The sequence below is a fragment of the Jannaschia pohangensis genome, assembly GCF_900113875.1.
GTDB lineage: Bacteria > Pseudomonadota > Alphaproteobacteria > Rhodobacterales > Rhodobacteraceae > Jannaschia > Jannaschia pohangensis.
In genome coordinates, this window is record NZ_FORA01000002.1 from 126,069 (window position 1) to 140,436 (window position 14,368).

General features: G+C 65.0%; 15 protein-coding genes. 14 read left to right on the forward strand and 1 reads right to left on the reverse strand.

Translation table 11 applies throughout. The features are described from left to right. Position 1 precedes the first annotated feature (1 nt). From BM002_RS07565 to BM002_RS07615, 11 genes are all read left to right on the forward strand, one after another. On the forward strand, positions 2-970 hold the full coding sequence (locus tag BM002_RS07565; RefSeq protein WP_092779151.1) for a type II secretion system F family protein: 969 nt from the start codon (positions 2-4) through the stop codon (positions 968-970). Between the two features lie 10 nt (positions 971-980). Then, positions 981-1,961, forward strand: coding sequence for a type II secretion system F family protein (locus tag BM002_RS07570; RefSeq protein ID WP_092779153.1), 981 nt, complete (start codon positions 981-983; stop codon positions 1,959-1,961). Further along, positions 1,961-2,530, forward strand: coding sequence for a tetratricopeptide repeat protein (locus tag BM002_RS07575; protein ID WP_245749169.1), 570 nt, complete (start codon positions 1,961-1,963; stop codon positions 2,528-2,530). The genes BM002_RS07570 and BM002_RS07575 overlap by 1 nt, the downstream gene beginning before the upstream one ends. Positions 2,531-2,564: 34 nt before the next feature. Next, the gene (locus BM002_RS07580; protein ID WP_092779155.1) at positions 2,565-3,401 is read left to right on the forward strand and encodes a tetratricopeptide repeat protein; all 837 of its coding nucleotides are present in this window, start codon (positions 2,565-2,567) and stop codon (positions 3,399-3,401) included. A gap of 3 nt (positions 3,402-3,404) precedes the next feature. Further along, positions 3,405-3,929, forward strand: coding sequence for an A24 family peptidase (locus BM002_RS07585; protein WP_245749170.1), 525 nt, complete (start codon positions 3,405-3,407; stop codon positions 3,927-3,929). A 62-nt stretch (positions 3,930-3,991) separates the two neighbouring features. Continuing rightward, the gene (locus BM002_RS07590; RefSeq protein WP_092779157.1) at positions 3,992-5,311 is read left to right on the forward strand and encodes an ATP-binding protein; all 1,320 of its coding nucleotides are present in this window, start codon (positions 3,992-3,994) and stop codon (positions 5,309-5,311) included. Between the two features lie 169 nt (positions 5,312-5,480). After that, positions 5,481-5,870 (forward strand): hypothetical protein, encoded by a 390-nt coding sequence (locus BM002_RS07595; RefSeq protein ID WP_139212308.1) that lies wholly within the window; start codon positions 5,481-5,483, stop codon positions 5,868-5,870. Positions 5,871-5,911: 41 nt separating this feature from the next. Then, a complete protein-coding gene (locus tag BM002_RS07600) occupies positions 5,912-8,314 on the forward strand; it encodes a ligase-associated DNA damage response DEXH box helicase (RefSeq protein WP_092779161.1) in 2,403 nt (800 codons plus the stop codon). A 39-nt stretch (positions 8,315-8,353) separates the two neighbouring features. Next, the gene (gene pdeM / locus BM002_RS07605; RefSeq protein ID WP_092779163.1) at positions 8,354-9,019 is read left to right on the forward strand and encodes a ligase-associated DNA damage response endonuclease PdeM; all 666 of its coding nucleotides are present in this window, start codon (positions 8,354-8,356) and stop codon (positions 9,017-9,019) included. Positions 9,020-9,028: 9 nt separating this feature from the next. Then, positions 9,029-9,547: a lipocalin family protein gene (locus BM002_RS07610; protein ID WP_092779165.1), complete on the forward strand. Its 519-nt coding sequence runs from the start codon at positions 9,029-9,031 to the stop codon at positions 9,545-9,547. A gap of 149 nt (positions 9,548-9,696) precedes the next feature. Further along, positions 9,697-10,749, forward strand: coding sequence for a Hint domain-containing protein (locus BM002_RS07615; RefSeq protein WP_092779167.1), 1,053 nt, complete (start codon positions 9,697-9,699; stop codon positions 10,747-10,749). A 7-nt stretch (positions 10,750-10,756) separates the two neighbouring features. Here the strand turns inward: BM002_RS07615 and BM002_RS07620 are convergent, their stop codons facing one another. Further along, positions 10,757-11,602, reverse strand: a complete 846-nt coding sequence (locus BM002_RS07620) for an EamA family transporter (protein ID WP_092779169.1) — start codon at positions 11,600-11,602, stop codon at positions 10,757-10,759. A 219-nt stretch (positions 11,603-11,821) separates the two neighbouring features. Between BM002_RS07620 and rpsD the strand changes: the two genes are divergently transcribed. The 3 genes from rpsD to BM002_RS07635 all read left to right on the forward strand — a co-directional run bounded on the left by rpsD (position 11,822) and on the right by BM002_RS07635 (position 14,347). Next, entirely contained in the window at positions 11,822-12,442 is a 621-nt protein-coding gene (gene rpsD, locus BM002_RS07625) for a 30S ribosomal protein S4 (protein ID WP_092779171.1), read from the forward strand. Between the two features lie 75 nt (positions 12,443-12,517). Further along, positions 12,518-12,847 carry a hypothetical protein gene (locus tag BM002_RS07630; RefSeq protein ID WP_092779173.1) on the forward strand — a complete coding sequence of 110 codons (330 nt, stop codon included), beginning with the start codon at positions 12,518-12,520 and terminating at the stop codon, positions 12,845-12,847. Between the two features lie 81 nt (positions 12,848-12,928). Beyond that, on the forward strand, positions 12,929-14,347 hold the full coding sequence (locus tag BM002_RS07635; RefSeq protein ID WP_092779175.1) for a homospermidine synthase: 1,419 nt from the start codon (positions 12,929-12,931) through the stop codon (positions 14,345-14,347). Positions 14,348-14,368 lie beyond the last annotated feature (21 nt).

Genomic DNA, 14,368 nt, shown 5'->3' on the forward strand with positions numbered 1-14,368 from the left:
CATGCAACTGTCCATCGAACCACTCATCTATATCGCCATCTTCGCGGCGGTCTATCTGATCATCGGCGGCATCTATGTCCTGGTGTTCGGCAAATCGATCAAACTGAACAACCGCGTGAACCGCCGCCTGGCGCTCATGGAAAAGGGTCAGTCGCGCGATGACGTGATGGCGCAGCTCCGCAAGGAGATGTCGCAGCATGACAAGGCGAAATCGATCCCGCTCTATTCGCTGCTGGCCGAAAAGGCGCAGAAGGCGAACCTCGCCTTCACCCCCGGCATGCTGATCGGCGTGATGGTTTTCGTCGTCTTTCTGTCCTTTGTCCTGCTGACCGTCTTCACCGCCGCGGGCGGCCCGATCCGGATCCTCATGTCGCTCGCCATCGGCATCGGCGGCGTCTACTTCTGGGTCAACAAGAAGGCCAAGGAACGGCTCTCCCTCATGGAGGAGCAGTTGCCCGACGCTATCGAACTGATGGTCCGCAGCCTGCGCGTCGGCCACCCGCTGAACTCCGCCATCGCCATCGTCTCCAAGGAGGTGGCTGACCCCCTCGGCTCCGAAATGGGCTTCATCGCGGACGAAGCCGCCTATGGCCGTGACGTCCCCGAAGCCCTGCGCGCCCTGGCCGAACGGGTCGGCCTCCAGGATCTTCGTTTCCTCGCCGTGGCCGTGGCCATCCAGCAGAAGTCGGGCGGCAACCTGGCCGAGATCCTCGAGGGTCTGTCCAAGGTGGTGCGCGCACGCTTCAAGCTTTTCCGGAAGGTCAAGGCGATTACCGCCGAAGCCCGCTGGTCCGGCGTTTTCCTGTCGGCCTTTCCCGTCCTCGCCGCCGTCGGCATCAACGTGATGAAGCCGGACTACTACAGCGAAGTCAAAGAGACCGCCTATTTCATCCCCGCCGCTGCCGTTGTTGTCGTGTTCCTGATCGTGAACGTGATTTTCATGCGCATGATGGTCAACATCAAGGTCTGAGGCAGATACCATGCAAGACGTTCTCAATTCCATCATGGAGACCTTCCTCGGCCCCGACGGCATGATCTATATTGCCGGGGTCGCGGGGGTTCTTCTGGTCGCGATCGGCATCCCGATCATCCTGGTCAAGAAGTCCGAGCCGCTCGACCGTATCACCCGTGAACGCAAGGGCATCACCCTGGCCGACGCCGAAGGCGAGCAGCTGTCCAAGCACGGCGACCGCAACCAGAAGCTGGCCAAATATGCGCAATATCTCGACCCTCAGGACGAGGAAGAGATGTCGAAAAAGCGCAAGATGCTTGTGCGCGCGGGCTATCCCCATAAAGACGCGGTCCGCACGCTGCAGGCGACGCAGATCCTGCTCGGCGTGGGTCTTCTGGCCCTTGGTGCGGTCTACACCTTGTTCCTGACGACGGATGAGACGCCGTTCTACCACAAGGTGCTCTTCACCATGATCCCTGGTCTGGCCGGCTACTATCTTCCGAACTACTGGGTGAACAAGCGCGTGGCCAAGCGTCAGGAAGATATCCAGGATGGCTTCCCGGATGCGCTCGATTTGCTACTGGTTTGCGTGGAAGCGGGTCAGTCCCTTGACCAGTCGATCATCCGCGTGGCTACTGAGATCGAACCTTCCTATCCCGCCCTCGCCGGAGAATTCCTGATGGTCGCCCAAGAGATCAAAGCAGGCAAGGACAAGCCCGATGTGCTTCGTTCCATGGCCGATCGCTGCGATATCAAGGATATCACCAGCTTCGTGACGGTTCTGATCCAATCGGCGACGTTCGGCACCTCGATCGCCGACGCGCTTCGGGTCTATGCCGCCGAGATGCGGGACAAGCGCGTCATGCGCGCCGAAGAAAAGGCAAACGTGTTGCCGACGAAACTCACCGTGGGCACGATGATGTTCTGTGTGCCCCCCCTGCTGATCATCCTGATCGGCCCCTCGCTTCACGGCATCGCCGAAGCGCTCAGCGGAAACGGAGGCTTCTGATGAAGCAGATCCTTGTTGCCACAACGCTCATGGGTCTTCTGTCCGCCTGCTCCGAAGGCGTGGCCGGACGTGGGTCCGTGGCCGAGGATCAACTCTTCGCTCCGGGCGTCGCCCGCGGCGCCGATCTGGTGGATCCGCTGATCGTGGGTGACCGCCTCCTCGAGGCAGGCGAGGCCGATCTGGCACTTTCCAGCTATGTCCGTGCGGCAAGCAAGCTCGGCATGACGACCGAGGTTCGCATTGCGATGTCACAGGCAAATCTGGCTCTTGGACGCCTCGGTCAGGCCGAGCGCCTGCTGCGCGACGTAATCGAGGAAGAACCTCGCAACGCCCCCGCCCTGAACAACCTGGGGGTCGTCCTGCTCGAGCAGGGCGAGATCGGTGAGGCGCATATTTTCTTCAAAACTGCGTTCGCGCTGCAACCCACTCCTGAAATTCGGGAGAATTTGCGACTTTCTACTGCCAAACTGGAAAATGCTGCCTATAGTGCAGAACAGGATAACGCCTTCACACTGTCGCGGCGTGCAAACGGGGCCTACAACCTCGAAGCGCCAGAGCAGTACCCATAAAAATACGAAGGCATCGAGCAGAAAAGGACGCAGCATGCGCCACCCTGTCTTTATTGCCCTCCTCCTCGGAGGAGCCTTTGTTTTGTCGGCCTGTAATTCTCAGACCGACGTATCCCGCGCCGTCAGTTCCGCCGCGAACGCCGAAGCGGACAGCATTCGTGAAATCATGCTGAACGTGGCCGAGCCGCGCGAAGCCGTCGCCTACTTCCAGCGCCAGGTCGAGATCGAGCCGGATGAAGTGCGCCATCAGCGCGATCTGGCGGCTAGCCTGATCCGGGGCGGGCGCAATGCCGAAGGCGTCCTTGCCTGGCAGAAGATCGTCGACCGCGATGACAGCACCAACGAAGATCGCGTGCAACTCGCCGGTGCGATGATCCGCAGTTCGGACTGGGCCGCGGCAAAGATCGTTCTGGATTCCATTCCGCCGACCCACGAAACCTACGAGCGGTACCGCCTCGAAGCCGTCGTGGCCGACAGCAACCGCCAATGGGACCGCGCCGACAGCTTCTATCAGACCGCCGTCGACCTGACGACCCGCCCCGCCGGTGTCCTCAACAACTGGGGCTATTCCAAGCTAACGCGCGGGGATACCCCGGGGGCGGAAAAGCTCTTCATCGAGGCCATCACCTACGACCAGAACCTGTTCACCGCAAAGAACAATTTGGTTCTGGCCCGGGCCGCGCGCCGCACCTACACCCTCCCCTCGGTACCCATGACCCAGGTGGAGCGGGCGCAATTGCTGCACACCGCCGGCCTTGCCGCGATCAAGCAGGGCGACACCGATATCGGGCGCAACCTGCTCGAAGACGCGATTGCCACGCATCCGCGCCACTTCGAAGCGGCCGTTCGCTCGCTTCAGGCCCTCGGCTGATCCATGGAGCCGCTGGCGCAGGCTGCCCTTCTGGCGGCAACCCCCATGCAGGGGGTTGTCTTCGGCCTTCTGTCTTTGCCGATCTGTCTTTGGGCCGCCTACACTGACCTGAGCACGATGAAGATCAAGAACGAGGCCGTGCTGGCCCTCGCAGCCGTCTTCGTCGTCGCCGGGCTCTTCGTGTTGCCCACGTTCACCGAGTATTTGTGGCGCTATGCACATCTCGGCGTGATCCTGGTGATCGGCTTTCTGATGTCGGCGATGCGGATGTTGGGCGCCGGCGATGCGAAGTTCGCCGCCGCCATGGCCCCCTTCGTCGCGCTCGCCGATGTGATCGAGGTGCTGCTCATTTTCTCGGCCCTGCTGATCCTGACCTATGTGCTGCACCGGATCATCCGCATGATCCCCGCGATCCGAAATCTCGCCCCCGATTGGAAAAGCTGGCACGAGAAAAAGGATTTTCCCATGGGTGTGACGCTCGCGGCCACTCAAATGACATATTTAGGCCTCGCCGCTCTGCAACAATAACCCTCAGATTTGTTTGCAGGGTGCCGGAATCAGGACGGCACCGACAGCTCGAGGACCGAATTATGAACATGCGCCCCGATCCCGCGATGATGGGTGTCCCCGCCCCCGAACAGCCGCGCACGCTGGCCGATACCGGGCTGACCGGCACCATGCTGCGGGACATCCTTCTCAAGACGATTTTCCGCAAATCGGTCGAGACGACCCGCGAGATCTCCGAAGCGATCTGCCTCGCGACCGGTCTGACCCAGGAACTGATCGACAAGGCGCGCGAGGCCGGCCTGATGCAGGCGACCGGCACCATGCATGCCGGTTCGTCCGGCGAAATGGGTTTCCAGCTGACCGATCAGGGCAAGGCCCGCGCCATGGATGCGCTCAGCCAGTCCGAGTATTACGGCGCGATGCCGGTCCCGCTGGAAAAGTACAAGGCGCAGGTCAAGGCGCAGTCGGTCAAGAACATCAAGATCACGCGCCAACGCCTGATGGAATCCATGGGGCACCTGATCCTGCCCAGCGGCCTGCTCGATCAACTCGGGCCCGCCGTCGGCTCCGGTCGCTCGGTCCTGATGTATGGCCCTCCGGGGAACGGCAAATCGTCTATTGCCGAAGGTATCCGCGCCGCGCTCGGCGACAACATCTGGATTCCCCATGCCATCGAATATGCGGGCACCGTGATCGCCATGTTCGACCCCATCGTGCACACCAAGGTCGAACAGAACGGCGAGGTCGGCGTTCTGCGCAAGGTCAACAACCGCGTCGACCAGCGCTACATCCTGTGCCAGCGCCCGACCGTGATGACCGGCGGTGAATTGACACTCGACATGCTCGATCTGAAATACAACCCCGTCGCCCGGACCTATCAGGCCTCGTTGCAGCTCAAGTCCTCCGGCGGCGTCTTCATCGTCGACGACCTTGGTCGCCAGGAAGAAGCCCCGCAGAAACTGATCAACCGCTGGATCGTTCCGATGGAAGTCGGCTACGATATTCTGGCGCTGCAATCGGGTGAAAAGTTCGAAGTGCCCTTCGACACGCTCGTGGTCTTCTCGACCAACTTCCACCCCAACAAGATCTTCGACATGGCCGCCCTGCGCCGGATTTTCTTCAAGGTCCTGATCGACGGGCCGACTCAGGCCGAGTTTCTCAAGATCTTCGCCATGGTCGCCAAGAAGAAGAAGTTCGAGATGGACGAGGCCGCCCTCCTCCACCTGCTGAAGAAAAAATACCCGGAAATCAACAATGTCTATGCGAACTTCCACGGTGTCTTCCTGATCGACCAGATGATCGCCGCCTGCGATTTTGAGGGGCTGCCCTACCGCATGACGCCCGAATTGATCGACCGCGCCTGGGCGAACCTCTTCGTGGAAGAGGCCGACATCGTTCACTGATCCGCAACGATCTTGTCGCCGTTGCCCGAATTTTGCCCAATTCTGCCCCTAATCTGGGGTGCAGAACACTGTGGCGAACCACAGGGGCAGTATTTGAGGACAGGTCATGAGCGATAGTCGCGATTTTTCGGACGGATTCCGTCCGGGTTCGATCATTTTTCCCACGGCCATGCTGGGCGGTCTCCTGGCGGTCGGCCTCATGCTTGCCGGGACATTTCACCAAGACGGGATCAGCTATGAGCCGATACCGGGCAGCAGCATCGACAACATCGAATTCCTGTCGGCCACGGGCGACAACGTCCGCGACGCGCTGACCCGGGTTTGCTCCGCGACGGGCTGCGATGCCGGCACGCTCCACCCGATGATCACCTCTTCCGCTGCGGCGATGACCCCTGATGAGCTCGACCTGGCGCTCGATGCCCAGGCTCGCATTCTGGTCGAAAGCCAGGCCGCCCTCTCGGCCACCACCGACGAAGACGCCCGTCGCATCCTGTCGCTCGAGGTCGAAGTGGCCAGCCGGATCGCCGATCTCTACCGGGCGGAACGCGCCAACCGCTGACGGCCCTTCCCCTCGGCCCGCCATGGACTAGGGTGCAGGGCATGATCCTGCCCCCGTCCCTTGCCCAGTTCTTCGACCGCCGCGGCTGGTCCCTGCACCCGCATCAGATCGACATGCTCGCCCGCAAGGACGAGCCGTCGCTCCTGCTGATCGCGCCCACGGGCGGGGGCAAGACGCTGGCCGGCTTCCTGCCGTCCCTTGTCGAAATGGCGGATGGTCACGACGGGTTGCACACCCTGTACATCTCGCCGCTCAAGGCGCTCGCCAACGACATCCGCCGCAACCTCGCCTCCCCGATCGAGGAGGCGGGCCTGCCAATCCGGGTTGAGGATCGGACCGGCGACACAAGCCAGACGCAGCGCAAACGCCAGCGCGCCGACCCGCCGCAGATCCTGCTGACGACGCCCGAAAGCCTGGCCCTGATGATCAGCTATCCCGACGCCGCCCGCACCTTTGCGGGCCTGCAACGGATCATTGTCGATGAAATCCACGCCCTCGCCGACAGCAAGCGGGGCGATCAACTGATGCTGGCGCTCAGCCGCCTTGAAACCCTCGCCCCCGGCCTGCGCCGCGTGGGCCTTTCGGCGACGGTCGATGACCCCGCCGTCATCGCGCATTACCTTGCACGGCATCCCGACCCCTGTCCGATCCTGCTGGCCGACCCCGGCCCACCCCCCGACATCGACATGCTCCAGACCGAGGAGGCGCCACCTTGGGCGGGCGCCGGCGGGCGCTATGCCATTCCGGCGGTTCTGGACCAGGTACGGCAACACAACACGACGCTCATCTTCCACAACACCCGCGCGCAGGCGGAAATCTTCTTTCACAACCTCTGGCTCGCCAACGAGGACGCCCTGCCCATCGGCATCCACCACGGCGCCCTGTCCAAAGAGGCGCGGCTTCGCGTCGAACAGGCGATGGTCCGGGGCGAGCTGCGCGCCATCGTCGCCACCGGCTCGCTCGACCTCGGGATCGACTGGGGCGACGTCGACCTGGTGATCCAGATCGGCGCCCCGAAGAAAGTCAAGAACCTGGTGCAGCGGATCGGGCGCGCCAACCACCGCTACAACGCGCCCTCCAAGGCCCGCCTCGTCCCCGCCAACCGGTTCGAGGTGGTCGAGTGCATCGCAGCACTACAGGCCGTGCGCGACGGTACGCTAGACGGCGACCTGCGCCTTGACGGGCCGCGCGATGTCTTGTGCCAGCATATCGCCATCGTCGCCTGCGCGGGCGAATTCTCGGCCGACGCGCTTTATGCCGAAGTCACCACCGTCGGCCCCTATTCCACCCTTGCCCGCGCCGATTTCGACGCCTGTCTCGACTTCGTGGCGACCGGCGGCTACGCCCTGCGCGCCTACGACCGCTATCAGCGCCTGATGGAGCGCAGCCCGGGCCGATGGAGCCTGCGCGACCCCCGCACCACCCGCCAGATCCGCATGAACCTCGGGACGATCATCGACACCGACACGCTGTCGGTGCGCTTCAAGGGACGCGGCGGCCAGCCCCTGGGCAAGATCGAGGAGAGCTTTGCCAATACCCTGACCCCCGGCGACACTTTCCTGATGGGCGGTCAGATCGTGCGCTTCGAAACCCTGCGCGAGATGGTCGTGGAGGTCAGCCCGCGCCCCGACAAGCCGCCCAAGATCGCGACCTTCATGGGCTACAAGTGGTCCACTTCGGTGCATCTGGCCGACCGCATCCAGCGCATCCTGCACGAGGGTGATTTCAGCGCCTTCCCGACCCACACCCGCGAATGGCTGAACCTGCAACGCGAATACTCTCAGATGCCGGAACCGGGCCGCCTTCTGGTGGAAACCTTCCCGCGTGACGGGCGGCATCATACGGTTCTCTATGGCTTTTGCGGGCGCAACGCGAACCAGACCCTCGCCCTTCTGGTCACCAAGGGGATGGAGGAGGCGGGCCTTGACCCCCTGGGCTTCGTCGCCACCGATTACGCCGTGCTGATCTGGGGCCTCAAGCAGGTTCCCGACGTGGCCCCCTTCCTGCGCCATGCCGGGGTGCGCTCGGCGCTGGACAGCTGGCTCAGCGGCAACGCGGTGATGAAACGCACCTTCCGCAACGCCGCCATCATCGCCGGGCTGATCGAACGGAACTTCCCCGGCAAGCGCACCTCGGGGCGGCAGGCGACCTTCTCGTCCGACATCCTCTATGACACGCTCCACCGCTACGATCCCGATCACCTCATGCTCCAGATCACCGAGGAAGAGGCGATGCGCGGCCATATCGACTTCGCCCGGGTCGAACTGCTGCTGGAAACCGTCGGCGACCGGATCGATCAGGTGAACCTATCCCGCGTCACCCCGCTCGCCGCGCCGCTGTTTCTGGAACTGGGCAAGGTGCCGATCAACGGCGCGGGCGAAGGCCGCCTGATGATCGACGCCGCCGCCGAACTGATGGCCGAAGCGGGCCTTGTGCTCGAGTAACCCCTTGCGCGGACCGGGCCGCCGTGGTCCATGGCACAAATGGGGAACAGGCTCAGCTTCACTTTCGCGGACATCCGGCTGACGGCCCTGCCGTCGGGCGCGCTGCATTGGCCGGACGAGGCTTTGCTGGTGGTCAGCGACCTGCACCTGGGCAAATCCGAGCGGATCGCCCGGCGCGGCGGCACCCTTCTGCCCCCCTACGAAGGGCCTGCGACGCTCTCCCGGCTCGAGGCCGATATCTCCGAAACCATGCCCCGCGCCGTCATCTGCCTTGGCGACACCTTCGACGACATGGAGGCCGCGCGCCAGCTTTCCGCCGACCTGCGCGCCCGCCTGCTGGCGCTCGTGGCGGCCCACGACTGGACCTGGATCACCGGCAACCACGACCCCGCGCCCCCGGGCCTGGGCGGTCACGCCGCCGGGGGCGCGACCCTCGGCCCGCTCACCTTCCGCCACGTTGCCGGCGACGACACCCCGGGCGAAGTGTCGGGCCACTACCACCCCAAGGCCGGGCTGACCGTGCGCGGCCACGCCATCAGCCGCCCCTGCTTTCTGCACGACGGGCGCCGCCTGATCCTGCCGGCGTATGGCGCCTATACCGGCGGTCTGCGCTGCACCGACCCCGCGCTGGCCGCCATCATGGGGCCCAGGGCGCGCGCCATCCTGACCGGATCGCCCATGGTCGAAATTCCGATGCCTCGCTAAGGTCCGAACATGCGCGCCTCGCCCCTCCTCCTGATCGCCCTCCTCGTCGCCTGCCAGCCGCAGCCGACCCTGACGACGACGCCGACCTACCGCGACCCCCGCGCCCTCATCGCGTCCAAGGCCGATTTCGCCCCCGACCGGATGGCGGGCACCTGGCACGAGGTCGCGCGCTACCCCGGCGGCCCCGGCCCCGACTGCAACCGCCGCACCCTGCGCTTCGGCTCGCTCGGCGGCGGCAGCCTCGCGGTTGCCGAAGGCTGTGACACCACGACCGAGGTGACGGGCCGCACCGACCCCACCGGCCCCGGACGCCTCGACCTGATCCTGCACGGCGAGACGCAATCCGTCTGGGTGCTCTGGATCGACACCGGCTATCGCACCGCGATCCTGGTTCAACCCGACGGGACCGGGGGACGCATCCTCAACCGCGACCCCGCGATCCCCGCCGACCGCTTGCGCGCCGCACTCGACGTCTTGGACTTCAACGGCTTCGATACAGGGCAGCTGACCTATCCGACGCCGAATTGATTGGCACCAAATCAACCACTTCCCGGAAAAATCGAATCAACTGCGAATCAGTGCTTGCTCCATGATTCGCAGATGGGCTACAACCACTGCACACGGTCGAGCAGTAGCCGTTATAATGATAAAAATCAAAGCGGTAACGAGGGGTGGGCATGTTGGGGACATGTGCGGGGGCACAAGTCATTTCCACGATCCAGGCGCGGGTGGATGGGGCTTTCCCGTCTGCCCGCACGCCCTTTCCCGAAGGCTCTCTCTTTCGTTGGTTCGGCGCGCCCCTGCGACTTGATGGCGCACGTCGCGCCCTGCTTCTCAGCGGGGCCGAAGGCGAGGCAGATCTGCGCAGCCACCTTCCCGGCGCCATCGCCAAGCTTGGTCGCGGACGCGGCAGCAACGCGATCCCCCTTTCGCTTCTCGACCCCTATGACGACCCCGAGGCGCTGATCCTCAGCGACGGCATCACCCGCTGGCAGGCCACCATGGTGCAGGCCGCCGGGGGCGAGACGCTTCTGGTCTTCGCCGACGGCCTTCCACCCGCCAACAGCGTCACCGCCATCGTGCAATCGCCGGTGTCCCACGCGGCCCCCTCCGACCGAAAGCCGATCTGCTTTACCGCAGGCACCCTGCTGGACACCCCCGAAGGGCCGACGCCGGTCGAGGCGCTCTATCCCGGGGACAAGGTTCTGACCCGCGACAACGGCCCGCAGGAGGTCATCTGGATGGGTCTGCGCCGGGTGTCTGGCGCGCGCATGTTCGCCCTTCCCGCCCTGCGCCCGGTCCGCATCCGCGCCGGAGCCATCGGCAACGAAGCCGATCTGGTCGTGTCACCCGGCCATCAGATCATGCTCGCGGGCCCGCGCGCCCGGGCGCTCTGGTCCACGCCCGAGGTTCTGGTACGGGCCGGTGACCTGATTGACGACACCCGTGTCACCGTCGACCATGCCGCCAACGACGTCGCCTATTTCCACGTCCTGACCGCCCGTCACGAGGTGCTGCGCGCCAACGGCGCCTGGTGCGAAAGCTTCCACCCCGGCGACGCCGACCTGAGCCAGGTCAGCCCGGCGGAACTGGAAGAACTGCTGGAGCTGGTGCCCGGAACCGACAGCGATGCCTCGGTCTACGGCCCGCACGCGCGCCGCTGCCTGTCGGCCGCCGAACTGGCGATCCTGCAACACAACGGCGCGCCCCGCTACCTGCGCACCGATTGACGCGGGCCTAGCGCGCGAACCGCAGCAATGCCGCGCCCATCAACGTCAGCGCCGTCGCCGTGACCTTGGCCAGATCCAGACGCTCTTTCAGGACGACGACCCCGATCAGCAGGGCAAAGATGATGCTCGTCTCGCGCAGCGCCGTGACCAGCGCGATCGGCGCCTGCGTGAAGGCCCAGGTGACCAGCGCATAGGCGATGAACGATGCCCCGCCCCCGATCACCGCCACCCGCTTGCCCGATCGCGGAATGACCCGCAGCGTCGCGGGCGAGGTGACGGCAAGATAGCCCGCCATGACCAACCCGTTGCCGATGGCCGACCAGCCGTAAAACCCCAGGGACGTGCCCGCCAGCCGCGCGCCCAACCCGTCGATCAGCGAATAGGAGGCGATGAACAGCCCCGTGACGAAGGCCAGCGTCGCCGCCTTGCCATTGCGTTGCCCGTCCGCGCGCCGCACCAGCCCAAGGCTGACCAGCCCCAACCCGATCAGCGCAACCGCCAGCAACTCCATCGGCTCCAGATGCACCCCGAGGATCACCACCGAGACCAGCGCCACGATCAGCGGCGCGGTCCCCCGGGCAATCGGATAGACCTGCGTCAGGTCGCCCATGCGGTAGGACTGCATCAGGAACAGCTGATAGCCCAGGTGCAACGCGATGCTGCACGCCAGATAAGGCCATGACGCCGCATCGGGCAGAGGCACGAATGGCACCACCGCGGCGGCAATGGGGATATGGCCCAGAACAACCGCGCCCATGGCCGTGCGCTTGTCCAGCCCGCCCTTGACCAGAGCGTTCCAACCGGCATGCAGAACGGCGGCGAAGATCACCGCACAAAAGACCGTCAGACTCATGAAAAAGGCCCCTTTCGCGCTCCGCCCGACGCTAGGCGGCAAATCGCGGCCCCGCAACTGCCACGGGGTTGTTGACACCCGTCCGCACCGGCCTTATCGGGGCGCTTCAATTGGTGTTGGCGGCCCCCGCAAGGGGATGCCTGTCGGGGCTTCGGCCCAAAGGACAACGCCCTTCACAGTCCGCGCCCCCGCGTGGACGCCCAAAGAAGGAGATCAGCCGTGACCAAACGCACGTCTGCCAAGTACAAGATCGACCGCCGCATGGGCGAGAACATCTGGGGCCGCGCCAAGTCGCCGGTCAACCGCCGCGAATACGGCCCCGGCCAGCACGGCCAGCGCCGCAAGGGCAAACTGTCGGACTTCGGTCTGCAGCTGCGCGCCAAGCAGAAGCTCAAGGGCTACTACGGCGACCTGACCGAGAAGCAGTTCAAGCGCATCTTCGCCGAAGCCGACCGCCTCAAGGGCGACACCGGCGAGAACCTGATCGGCCTGCTGGAGCGTCGTCTCGACGCCGTCGTCTACCGCGCCAAGTTCGTCGCCACGATCTTCGCCGCCCGCCAGTTCGTGAACCACGGCCACGTCACCGTGAACGGTCAGCGCGTCAACATTGCATCCTACCGCGTCAAGGAAGGCGACGTCATCGCCGTCCGCGACAAGTCGCGCCAGCTGGCCGTAGTGCTCGAAGCCACCCAACTGGCCGAGCGTGACGTCCCCGACTACGTCGAGGCCGACCACTCCAAGATGACCGCCACCTTCGTGCGCACCCCGGGCCTCTCCGATGTGCCCTACGCCGTGGTGATGGAACCGAACCTGGTCATCGAATACTACGCACAGAACTGAGCTCTCACCGGCTTAGGCATCGATGGGGCGGCCTTCGGGCCGCCCTTTCTACATCCGACACGGAGCACTCCCCACATGCGACCCTTCGCACTCCTCCTGGGCGCGGCCTTCGGCGCCATCGCCCTGACATCCATCCGCTACCTCAATGCCAACTACGAGTTCGCCTTGTCCCAACTCGAATCCGACGGTCCCCATGGCGGAACGATCGCCGCAATGCTCGGCTCCGTCCTCCTCGCTCTCCCCGTCATCGTGATCGGCCTCGTTCTGCTGCTCCCACGAAAAACCCGCCCCTCTGCCGCCAACTTCCTCGTTGCCCTCTTCCTCGCCGCAGGCGTTGCCGCCCTCGCCGACAACATGGACCCGACCATCTTCCCGGGCCTCTTGGGCCTGCCCGCCTCTGGCTGACCCCCCAGCTTCACTTGGCTTTGACCCCCCGCGCGCCATGTGGCAGGTGACCCAAGCCGCAACCGAACCCGGAGCTCGCCCATGACCGATCACCCCATCCACGCCCGCATCGAGGGCGCCGTCGTGATGATCGGGTTCGGCTCCATCGGGCGCGGCACGCTGCCCCTCATCGACCGGCACTTCGACTATGACCGCGACCGCCTGATGGTGATCGACCCCGCCGACAAGGCCTGTGCCGATCTGGCCGCGCGGGGCATCTCCCACGATCAGGTCGCCCTGACCCCCGACAATTACCGCGAGGTTCTGGGCCGCCACCTGACCCCGGGCAAGGGCTTCTGCGTCAACCTCAGCGTCGACACCTCCTCGCTGGACCTGATGAAATACTGCCGCGAGATCGGCGTGCCCTACATCGACACCGTGGTCGAACCCTGGGCCGGTTTCTACTTCGACACCGAGAACAACGCGGAACGCACCAACTACGCCCTGCGCCAGAAGGTCCGCGACGAAAAGGCCGCCAATCCGGGCGGCACCACCGCCGTCTCCTGCTGCGGGGCGAACCCGGGCATGGTCAGCTGGTTTGTCAAGGCGGCCCTCCTGCACCTGGCCCGCGACACGGGCAACCGCACGGCGGCCCCCGCCGACCGCGAAGGCTGGGCGCGGCTCATGCAATCGCTCGGGGTCAAGGGCGTGCACATCGCCGAACGCGACACCCAGGCGCGCAAGACCCCGCGCCCCCGCGACGTCTTCGTCAACACCTGGTCGGTCGAGGGCTTCATCGCAGAAGGGTTCCAGCCCGCCGAACTGGGCTGGGGCACGCATGAAACCTGGCTCCCCGAAAACGCGCGCCGCCACGGCACCGGCTGTCAGGCGGCGATCTGGATGAACCGCCCCGGCGCGATCACCCGCGTCCATTCCTGGTGCCCGACCCCCGGCCCCCAATTCGGCTTCCTCGTCACCCATAACGAGGCGATCAGCATTTCCGACTACTACACCGTCGGCTCCGGTCCCGGTCCCGAATACCGGCCCACCTGCCACTACGCCTACCACCCCTGCGACGACGCGGTCCTGTCCCTGCACGAAATGTTCGGCGCCGGTCGCCAGCAACAGGTCCATCATATCCTGACCGAGGATGAAATCGTCGAGGGCATCGACGAACTCGGCGTCCTGCTCTTCGGCCATGAAAAGAACGCGCTCTGGTACGGCTCGCGCCTGTCAAACGCCGAGACCCGCAAACTCGCCCCGGACCAGAACGCGACCGGCCTGCAGGTGACCTCCGCTGTGCTCGCAGGGATGGTCTGGGCGCTGGAGAACCCGAATGCGGGCATCGTGGAGACCGACGAGATGGACCACGCCCGCTGCCTCGAGATCCAGACGCCCTACCTTGGCCCGGTCGAGGCGCACTACACCGACTGGACCCCCCTCCAGGACCGCTGGCAGCACTTCCCCGAAGACATCGACGAAAGCGACCCCTGGCAATTCCGCAACGTCCTGGCGAGTTGAGCGCGACGGACCGGACCACCT

Coding starts and splice junctions, on each gene's coding strand:
- BM002_RS07585 (WP_245749170.1), top strand. CDS start 3,405: ATGGAGCCGCTGGCGCAGGCTGCCCTTCTGGCGGCAACCCCCATGCAG.
- BM002_RS07620 (WP_092779169.1), bottom strand. CDS start 11,602: ATGAGTCTGACGGTCTTTTGTGCGGTGATCTTCGCCGCCGTTCTGCAT.
- BM002_RS07570 (WP_092779153.1), top strand. CDS start 981: ATGCAAGACGTTCTCAATTCCATCATGGAGACCTTCCTCGGCCCCGAC.
- BM002_RS07630 (WP_092779173.1), top strand. CDS start 12,518: ATGCGACCCTTCGCACTCCTCCTGGGCGCGGCCTTCGGCGCCATCGCC.
- BM002_RS07580 (WP_092779155.1), top strand. CDS start 2,565: ATGCGCCACCCTGTCTTTATTGCCCTCCTCCTCGGAGGAGCCTTTGTT.
- BM002_RS07565 (WP_092779151.1), top strand. CDS start 2: ATGCAACTGTCCATCGAACCACTCATCTATATCGCCATCTTCGCGGCG.
- BM002_RS07590 (WP_092779157.1), top strand. CDS start 3,992: ATGAACATGCGCCCCGATCCCGCGATGATGGGTGTCCCCGCCCCCGAA.
- BM002_RS07635 (WP_092779175.1), top strand. CDS start 12,929: ATGACCGATCACCCCATCCACGCCCGCATCGAGGGCGCCGTCGTGATG.
- BM002_RS07575 (WP_245749169.1), top strand. CDS start 1,961: ATGAAGCAGATCCTTGTTGCCACAACGCTCATGGGTCTTCTGTCCGCC.
- BM002_RS07600 (WP_092779161.1), top strand. CDS start 5,912: ATGATCCTGCCCCCGTCCCTTGCCCAGTTCTTCGACCGCCGCGGCTGG.
- pdeM (WP_092779163.1), top strand. CDS start 8,354: ATGGGGAACAGGCTCAGCTTCACTTTCGCGGACATCCGGCTGACGGCC.
- BM002_RS07595 (WP_139212308.1), top strand. CDS start 5,481: ATGCTGGGCGGTCTCCTGGCGGTCGGCCTCATGCTTGCCGGGACATTT.
- BM002_RS07615 (WP_092779167.1), top strand. CDS start 9,697: ATGTTGGGGACATGTGCGGGGGCACAAGTCATTTCCACGATCCAGGCG.
- BM002_RS07610 (WP_092779165.1), top strand. CDS start 9,029: ATGCGCGCCTCGCCCCTCCTCCTGATCGCCCTCCTCGTCGCCTGCCAG.